General features: G+C 72.9%; 1 protein-coding gene. It reads left to right on the top strand.

All coding sequences use genetic code 11. The features are described from left to right. Nucleotides 1–1,773: hypothetical protein (locus ACWDTP_RS38320; RefSeq protein WP_450028424.1), on the top strand; the 1,773-nt coding region annotated here is incomplete at both ends.

Here is a 1,773-nt window from a genome sequence, read left to right as displayed (position 1 = left end):
GGTCGGCGCCTTCCTGTCCACCGCGTCTTTGGGCTCCAGCGCGATCACGACCCGACCGGCGTCAGCGGCACCGGCCACGTAGCCGACGGCGCCGAGTGGCCCGACGGCACCGTCACGATCCGCTGGCGCGGCGAACGCCCCAGCACCGTCAACTGGACCAGCCTCGACGACGCCATGGCCATCCACGGGCACGGCGGGGCGACTCGCATCATCTGGGCAGACGAGCCGCCCACGCACCGGTGCGCCTGCGGCATCGACTGGCCCGACCCGTCCCTCGGCTGCGGCCACACCTACGCGCGATGCGAATCCGTCGAGGGAGCCGGGCTGTTCGACCCGAACGCCATCATCGCCCCGGACAGCAAAATCGCTCGGTGCAACCGCGCGGTGCTCGAAGCCCTCGGCGCTCCCGGCGAGCACGACGCGCACGACTGGACGCCGCAGCCCGGCATGAGCACTTGGTGCCCGGGAACACCCAGCCGGACGGATAGCCCGGACAGCCCGGTGGACAGCCAGGACAACCAGCAGGACAACCAGGACACCCAGCCCGGACACGACCCGCTGACCAGCGCGGACACAGTCCGGACACAGCAGGACACCGGGCTACGCGACGAGTGCGAAGCCGAGATCCGTACCGCGCTGGAAGAGCACCGTGGGCAGCACGTGCTCATGTCCGACGGCGAGTGGTCGTACGTCCTGCGGGGCGCCGAGGAGTTGGCCCCGATCGTCGCTGACGCCGCCATGCGCGTCCGCGACCGGCGCATCGAACAGCTCGCCGCCGGACGCCAGACCTGGAAGACGAAGGCGCTCGAGATGGAGCGCGAGCGGGACCGGTCCGACGAGGCCGCGCGACGCATCTTGGACCAGCGGCAGGAGTTGGCCGCCGAACGGTACGCGTGGCAGGAACGCGCGCTACAGGCCGAGGCCACCGTCGCCCGCGTACGGGCCGAGTGCGACGCCATCGCCCGTGACGTCCACGGCAAGAGCCCGGTCGCTCTCGCCGGGTTCCGCGAGGCCAACGCCCGCATCCGGGTCGCCCTCGACGACCCGGCCGCCGTACCGCACCCCGCCGAGGAGTGCGCGCGAGAGCTACAGCACGAGGCCGACAAACTCGCTGAGCGCCTGGTACGCGCCCGTCTCGATGCGGGAGACCAGTGTGACCGTGCCGAGCAGGCCGAGGCCGCCGTGGCCCGCGTGCGCGACCTCGCCGCCCGGTGGAGTAACGCCCTCGGCCCTGACCGCCGCTACGCCGAGGCGCTCCACACCGCCCTCGACACCCCGGCTGTCGAGCCGCACCCCGCCGAGGCCGAACGCGACCAGGCGTACCGCGAGCGGCCGTGCGGCGATGACCGCGCAGCCCACGGTGCGCACCGCTACATGCTCGGCCGCCGCGTCTACCAGTGCCCCGGAGCAATGCCGGACACGGCTGGCGCCGCAGAGCAGGCCGAGGCCGAGGCCGAGCGTGACCAGGCATACGCCGAACGCGCCGCGCTCCTCGCCTGGCTAGCCGCCCTGCACCCCGCTAACGCCGTCATCACCCCGGCCGCCGACGTCGACGAGCCCGGCTGGCGGCTGCTGTACCTCCTCGTCGGCGGCTGGCAGATGAGCTGGCACATCCACCCCCGCGACGCCGCCCTGTTCGACACCGTCGAGCACGTCCAGCCGGACGACCCGCGCGCCCAGTGGGACGGGCACACCACCGACCAGAAGTACGAGCGCATCCAAGAGCACGTCGCACGCCTCGGCGAGCAGCGCGCCTCAACCTCCGCGGCGCGG

The sequence above is a fragment of the Mycobacterium sp. NPDC003449 genome, from assembly GCF_053588415.1.
Note: the sequence above shows the minus strand (reverse complement) of the source record. Positions and strands in the feature narration are given on the sequence as shown.